At 47.4% G+C, this 6,585-nt stretch carries 6 protein-coding genes; all 6 read right to left on the bottom strand.

Going from position 1 to position 6,585, the window contains the following annotated elements; translation table 11 throughout:
• Nucleotides 1–196: 196 nt before the first annotated feature.
• The 6 genes from OXH00_17150 to OXH00_17125 all read right to left on the bottom strand — a co-directional run bounded on the left by OXH00_17150 (nucleotide 197) and on the right by OXH00_17125 (nucleotide 6,573).
• Nucleotides 197–1,195, bottom strand: a complete 999-nt coding sequence (locus OXH00_17150) for a hypothetical protein (GenBank protein MCY3742744.1) — start codon at nucleotides 1,193–1,195, stop codon at nucleotides 197–199.
• Between the two features lie 24 nt (nucleotides 1,196–1,219).
• The gene (locus OXH00_17145; protein MCY3742743.1) at nucleotides 1,220–2,203 is read right to left on the bottom strand and encodes a hypothetical protein; all 984 of its coding nucleotides are present in this window, start codon (nucleotides 2,201–2,203) and stop codon (nucleotides 1,220–1,222) included.
• A 23-nt stretch (nucleotides 2,204–2,226) separates the two neighbouring features.
• Nucleotides 2,227–3,276, bottom strand: a complete 1,050-nt coding sequence (locus OXH00_17140; protein ID MCY3742742.1) for a DPP IV N-terminal domain-containing protein — start codon at nucleotides 3,274–3,276, stop codon at nucleotides 2,227–2,229.
• Between the two features lie 23 nt (nucleotides 3,277–3,299).
• A complete protein-coding gene (locus tag OXH00_17135) occupies nucleotides 3,300–4,259 on the bottom strand; it encodes a hypothetical protein (protein MCY3742741.1) in 960 nt (319 codons plus the stop codon).
• 204 nt (nucleotides 4,260–4,463) lie between these two features.
• Nucleotides 4,464–5,447, bottom strand: coding sequence for a hypothetical protein (locus OXH00_17130; protein MCY3742740.1), 984 nt, complete (start codon nucleotides 5,445–5,447; stop codon nucleotides 4,464–4,466).
• 379 nt (nucleotides 5,448–5,826) lie between these two features.
• Nucleotides 5,827–6,573 carry a DUF1080 domain-containing protein gene (locus OXH00_17125; GenBank protein ID MCY3742739.1) on the bottom strand — a complete coding sequence of 249 codons (747 nt, stop codon included), beginning with the start codon at nucleotides 6,571–6,573 and terminating at the stop codon, nucleotides 5,827–5,829.
• Nucleotides 6,574–6,585: the final 12 nt, after the last annotated feature.

Raw genomic sequence — 6,585 nt, 5'->3', positions numbered from 1 at the left:
TCAAGTATCGCGCCTTGGGTATTCATGAGAATGACAGGACTGTCTCCACCTTTTTTGGAAATAAAAGAGAGGGTGTCCGCCTCATCTGCCCAGCCACCGTGGACGAACAGACTGATACTTAGCAATAACACCATTCCTAATATCACATAAGTTCGCGTGCGTTTCATACGCATAAATTCCTCCTATAATGCAGTACCTACTTGACAGTATTTTCGGATTGCTTGAGTCTACTCCATAACGTTATCTGCTTCTCTGCACTTGCGGATACAGAGAGCAACTGTTTTGGCACCCACTGAAGAGACTTTTTTGGTAATCCTCTTGTTGCCTCAATCGGTTTCCCACCCGCACCGTCTGTCGTATTGACAACACTGACGACCCCATTAGTCATAATCTGATTTGCCCATGCACCTTCGAATGGGATCGGACCCACGATATAGGCGATCCATTTCCCACTCGGCGACCACACAGGGTCCCAAATGAGTACCGGTTGGTCCGACCACGTGAGTTGGTGCCGGTTTTTTCCGTTTATATCAATGCTAAAAACTTCCGTGCCCCCATTCGCAGCAGATGAGATAAAAGCAATCTGTTTGCCATCAGGTGACCATGAACACTCAGAGAAACGTGTAGCCCATGTGAGTTCCCGCAACCTTCTACCGCCAGCATCCATCACAAAAAGAGTGTGTTCTGCAGCAAAGGCAATCCATTGGCTGTCTGGAGACCAAGCGGGTTTGCGGCAATCTTTCTTGTTTATGAGTTGCTTCACATTCTCTCCATTGACATCCATTCTGTAGATAGTCCTGTCCCCAGCACGGTCCGAGACGAAAGCGATCCATTTCCCATTTGGAGCCCACGCAGGGCCCAAGTCCTTGTTACCATCAAAAGTCAACTGGCGGTGTGTATTTGCTGCCACATCCATCACGTAAATATCATAGTTTCCACCTTGCCAGGAATCATAAGCAATCGAACGTCCATTGGGAGACCAGGCGAAGTTAGATGGCTTTCCCGGATCGGTTGTCAACCTTTCAAGTATCGCGCCTTGGGTATTCATGAGAATGACAGGACTGTCTCCACCTTTTTCGGAAACAAAAGAGAGGATGTCCCACTCAGCTGCCCAGCCGCTGTGGACGAACAAACCATTACTTAGCAATAACACCATCCCTAATACTACATAAGATCGCAAGCGTTTCATATTCATCAAATCCCTCCTATAACGCGGCAGCTACTTGGAAGTATGCTCTGCCTGCTTGAGCACTCCCCATAACGTTGTCTGCTTCTCTACACTTGGCGATACAGAGAGCAACTGTTTTGGCACCCACTGAAGAGACTGTTTGGGCAATCCTCTTGTTGCCTCAATCGGTTTGCTATCCGCACCGTCTATCGTATCAATAACACTGATAACCCCGTCAGCCCTAATTTGATCTACCGGTGCCCCGCCTGCTGGGATCCGCCCCAGGATATAGGCGATCCATTTTCCACTCGGCGACCACATAGGGTCGGAGATGTCTTCTCCTCGGTTCGATTGCGTCAGTTGGCGGCGGTTCTTTCCATTTACGTCAATGCTGAAAACTTCGCTACTCCCATTCGCAGCATTTGACCTAAAAGCGATTTGCTTGCCATCGGGTGACCATGAACAATTGGTGAAGCGCGTAGCCCATGCGAGTTCTCTCAACTGTCTACCGCCAGCACCCATCACGTAAAGAGTGTGTTCTGAACTAAAGGCAATCCACTGACTGTCTGGAGACCAAGCGGGACGGCGGCAACCTTCTTGCTTGGTGAGTTGCTTCATATTTTCTCCATTCGTATCCATTCTATAGATGTTCGCGCTCCCCGTACGCTCCGAGACGAAGGCGATCCATCTCCCGTTCGGAGACCATGCAGGGAACCGATCCTTGTTACCGTCAAAAGTCAACTGACGGTGTTCATCTGTTCCGACATCCATTACATAAATATCAAGGTTCCCACCGTGCCAAGACTCATAGGCAATCGAATGCCCACTGGGAGACCAAGTGAATTGGGATGGCTTTCCCGGATCGGTTGCCAATTTTTGGAGTATCTCTCCGTCGGTATTCATGAGAATGATAGGACTGTCTCCACCTTTTTCAGAATTAAAAGAAAGGACATCCCACTCAGTTTCCGCCCACCCACTACTTAGTAATAATGCCAACCCTAATATTACATAAGGTCGTATGCGTTTCACATTCATAAATTCCTCCTGTAACGCGGCAGTTACTTAGAAATATTCTCGGTCTGCTTGAGCACCCCCCAAAATGTTATCTGCTTCTCCGCACTCGGGGATACAGAGAGAAATTCCTCCGGCATCCACTGAAGATGACCAGGTACTAATCCTCTTGGCATTTCGATGGGTTCCCCACCCCCAACGTCTTCTGTATTGGCGATACAGAGGACCGCGTTAGCGGAAACTTCATCTGCCGGAATCCGCTCCCCTCCGAGCAATCTTTCGACCAATGCTTCTGGCATTTGAGTCAAAATATAGGCAATCCATTTGCCACGCGGGGACCATACCGGTGAAGTGATTAATGTCCACCCTTTATACAACCGGGTGAGTTGACGCATGTTTTTGCCATTTATGTCAATACTGAAGAGCGCAGTACCCCCGACAGCATCTCCAGGTGGAATAAAAGCGATCTCTTTACCATCCGGCGACCATGCGCAGACACTGGCAGATGTATCTGCGAGCCGCCTCAACCCTTTTCCTTCAGCACTCATGACATAAATATCGGATCCTATTTCTTCATCTTTCTTGGATGCACTAAAGGCAATCGATTGGCTGTCTGGCGACCAAGCCGGTCTTTTGCAGTCGCCCCGGCTCGTCAGCCGCTTCACATTTGCGCCATCTGCATCCATTCTGTAGATGTCCATCTCCCCGTCACGTTCGGAGATGAATGCGATCCACTTCCCATTCGGCGACCAAGCGGGCCATATATCTCGACTATCGTGGAACGTCAACTGACGTGCTACATTTGTTCTCACATCCCTCACATAAATATCAGGATCCCCATCCTGATTAGAACCGTGGGCAATCGAATGCCCATCAGGGGACCAGCTGAAGCTGCTTATACGTCCAGGACCCACCATCAATCCTTGAAGGAGTTTGCCCTGGGTATCTATGAAATGGATGGAACGCTCTCCGTTCCCTCTGGGGAGAAAAGAAATGATCTCAGCCGCTGCCGCCCACGCGCTGTTGACGAATAGGCTGCCACTTAGCAACAACGCCATCCCTAATACCACATAAAATCGCAAGCGTTTCATATACATAAATTCCTCCTGTAACACGGCGGTTACTTAGAAGTATTCTCTGTCTGCTTGAGTCTACCCCATAACGTTGTCTGCTTCTCCGTGCTCGGGGATACTGAGAAAAATGCCTCCGGGACCCAATCAAGATAAAGAGGTTTTAATCCTCGCGTCGCCTCAAGCACTCCCCCCCGCTTACTATCTACTGTGTTTACGACCCCGACGACCAAATCATCGAATACGTCTGTCAAACGATAGGCGATCCATTCCCCACTCGGCGACCACGTAAGAGACCATACCCTTTGATCGAGTTGTGTGAGTTGGCGCAAATTCTTTCCATTGACACCAATGCTGAAAATTCCGTTATTTGCGGAGAAAGCAATCTTTTCGCCATCCAGTGACCATGTGCAGTCAACGCCGTGTGCATTCCCCGTGAGCCTCTTCAATTTTTTTCCTTCAGCAGTCATCACAAAAAGGGCGGCTCTTGAAGTAAAGGCGATCCATTGACTGTCTGGAGACCAAGCGGTTTTATCGTAGCCTATCCCATCCGTCAATTTCATTAAATTTCCGCCATCTACATCCATTCTATAAAGGTTGGACGTTCCGGCGCGGTTTGAGGCGAACGAAATCCACTTCCCATTCGGAGCCCAAGCGGGCCATATATCCAAACCATCATCAAGCGTCAATCGACGGCTTGTCTGTGTTTCCACATCCATCACATAAATGTCAAAGTCAAGATTAGGTACTTGATTGTGAATGGCATGATAGGTAAATGAACGTCCATCAGGAGACCAACTCATAGACAGTTGTGTCAAGTCCGGGATAACGAGTTCTTGGAGGATCTTCCCTTGGGTATCCATAAGAATAATGGGACGCGTTCTGTCTTCTACAGAAACAAAAGAGAGGACCTCACGTTCATCCGCCCAGCCGCTGTTGGCGAATAGACGCATACTTAGCAATAATGCCATTCCTAATATCATATAAGTTCGCGTGCGCTTTATATTCATAAATTTCTCCTATAATAACCCAAGTTGCTACCTTTTTATACACATAGCACTCCGCTGGAGTGCAGGTATTTGAATATCTTGCTTTCTATAGATATATTGAAGAAACACCCAAGCAAAAACCCCCCACGGGGTGGGAAAAAAGACAAAAAACCTTTCCGAAGTAGGCAAAATCTGTTAGTAGCAACTTGGGTTATAATACAGTGGTTACTTGACAGTGTTTTCTGCTTGCTTGAGTCTACCCCATAACGTTGTCTGCTTCTCCGTGCTCGGGGATACTGAGAAAAATGCCTCCGGGACCCACGCAGGATCACGATCTTTTCCCGCATCCACTGTGATTTGGCGAGGTCTACCGCCGTCAGCACTGACGATATAAATGTTTTGATCCAACTCCTTCGGGTTGCCCCACTGCTTTTCAGGTTCCATATCGTAGGCAATCCAATCACCATCGGGTGACCACGTTGGGTGCCGACTCCAAATGCCCATAGGTGTCACGCGGCGCACATCTTTCTGACGCATATCCATAACGTAGATACCAATGCCCGCAAAACTTGAAGAATAAGCCAGCTGTTTCCCATCAGGCGACCAGCTCGGAGATACTCCGCCTGCCTCTACCTGTTTAACGCGCTCGAGATGTTTTCCGTCGGCATTCATCACATAGATACCCATACTTCCATCGCGATAGGAAGAGAAGGCAAGCTGCTTCCCATCTGGCGACCACGCCGGTGCCGAATCGTATGCTTTATGTTTAGTGAGTCGTTGTAGGTTTCTACCATTGACACCTATTTTGTAGATATCATAGTTTTCTCTGCTCTCTCTGTCCGACGTGAATACGATCCAGTTTCCATCAGGCGACCAGTCCGGTTGGGCCGCCTCCTCTGGATGATTTGTCAATCGTCGAGTTGCTATCCCATCGACATCCATAATGTAGATCTCGCGGTGTCCATCGCGGTTCGACACAAAAGCGAAAGAACGTCCGTCGGGTGACCATGTTACGTCACCGTCATAAGCGGGGTGATTCGTCAAGTTGCGTAGATTGTTTCCAAATATATCCATGACATAAATGTCATAGTTCCCTGATCGGTTGGAACTAAAGGAGATATACGTATCCGCCGAAGCATTTATGCTCAAAAGAAATAGACTCCACAAGAATGTTATCCCAAAGGCTGTATAGGTCCGTTTTATTTTCATTTTTATATCCTCCAAGCAATTCAGTATGGAAATAGTTGGGTACTTGACACATGTCAATTTAAAAAAAGCATTGTAGGTTGGGTTGAACGAAACTAAGAAGATAGATATGATACGTCAAATACTCTCAAATCCGACACGTCATTGTCCGCAATCAAGAACGCAGTGAAACCCAACTTCATATTAGCATAACTTTGGAAACTTGCAAACAAAAACGTTGGGTTTCTCTCTGTCTCTATTTGATACAACGTGTGTGAAAAAGGGTCACTTTTCTATGATTTTTTTACCGTCCTGATGCAATCCGTTCAATCTTGATTCAATACTACGACCCACAAGGCTATTTTCTTAAATTGACACCTATGGTTGCTGCTTCGCCGTGTATCTAAAATTTCTTCAACTGTCCCCACGTCGTCGCCAGTTTTGCTTGGGGCGTTACGGCGAAATCACCGCTATTGGGAACGCTCTCACCCGTGACAGTGATGTTATCAAAGATTGCCGTGTAGTTCCAAAGCCCAAAACCGACACCCCCAGTTTGAAAATCAGGAAAATCAGCAAAGACATCAATCCCCTTGAAGATTTGAAGTTGCGTCGGTGCCATAACCTGCTCATCATTAATCCAGAAGGTAAAAATATCGCCTTCAACGCTTAACTTCAGATGGTACCATCTGTTTAATCTTAAAAGTGGGTGCAGTTCAGAGATAAGGATGGCATGTGCACGTAGCGGTTTCAAACCGGTAGCGTAACACCCTATTCGTTCCTCTTGAACCGGAGGATCATCACCCCTTATAATCACCGGATCAAAAATACTGCAGTAAACTAACCAAGTTCCGTCAACCCGCACAGCGATTGAGATACCGCCAATACCGTGTTTTTTTAGGGGTTTGACATCAAGTTCCATAGTGTAGTCTTCCCACGTGCTATCCCCAGTTGTCAGTAAATGCGTATACGCTTCACGACTTTCTGCGTGCAGTTCATCATCAACAATCTCCCAGACAGCGGGTCCTTTATCCACCCAAATTTCCTGCCATCCCTCCAACGCTTTGCCATCAAAGGTTTCCAAAAAGGTGCCTGCCCACACAGAGAAGGTGAGAAAGAAAAGGATCGCTACAATCATCACAGATTTCATCATAATTCTTCTTTC

The organism is Candidatus Poribacteria bacterium (assembly GCA_026706025.1).
Lineage (GTDB): Bacteria > Poribacteria > WGA-4E > WGA-4E > WGA-3G > WGA-3G.
This window is presented reverse-complemented; position numbering and strand designations above follow the sequence as displayed.

Bases quoted from the DNA above. Each gene is read 5' to 3' on its own strand.
- OXH00_17130 (MCY3742740.1), bottom strand. From the start codon at position 5,447: ATGAAAATAAAACGGACCTATACAGCCTTTGGGATAACATTCTTGTGG.
- OXH00_17125 (MCY3742739.1), bottom strand. From the start codon at position 6,573: ATGATGAAATCTGTGATGATTGTAGCGATCCTTTTCTTTCTCACCTTC.
- OXH00_17145 (MCY3742743.1), bottom strand. From the start codon at position 2,203: ATGAATGTGAAACGCATACGACCTTATGTAATATTAGGGTTGGCATTA.
- OXH00_17140 (MCY3742742.1), bottom strand. From the start codon at position 3,276: ATGTATATGAAACGCTTGCGATTTTATGTGGTATTAGGGATGGCGTTG.
- OXH00_17135 (MCY3742741.1), bottom strand. From the start codon at position 4,259: ATGAATATAAAGCGCACGCGAACTTATATGATATTAGGAATGGCATTA.
- OXH00_17150 (MCY3742744.1), bottom strand. From the start codon at position 1,195: ATGAATATGAAACGCTTGCGATCTTATGTAGTATTAGGGATGGTGTTA.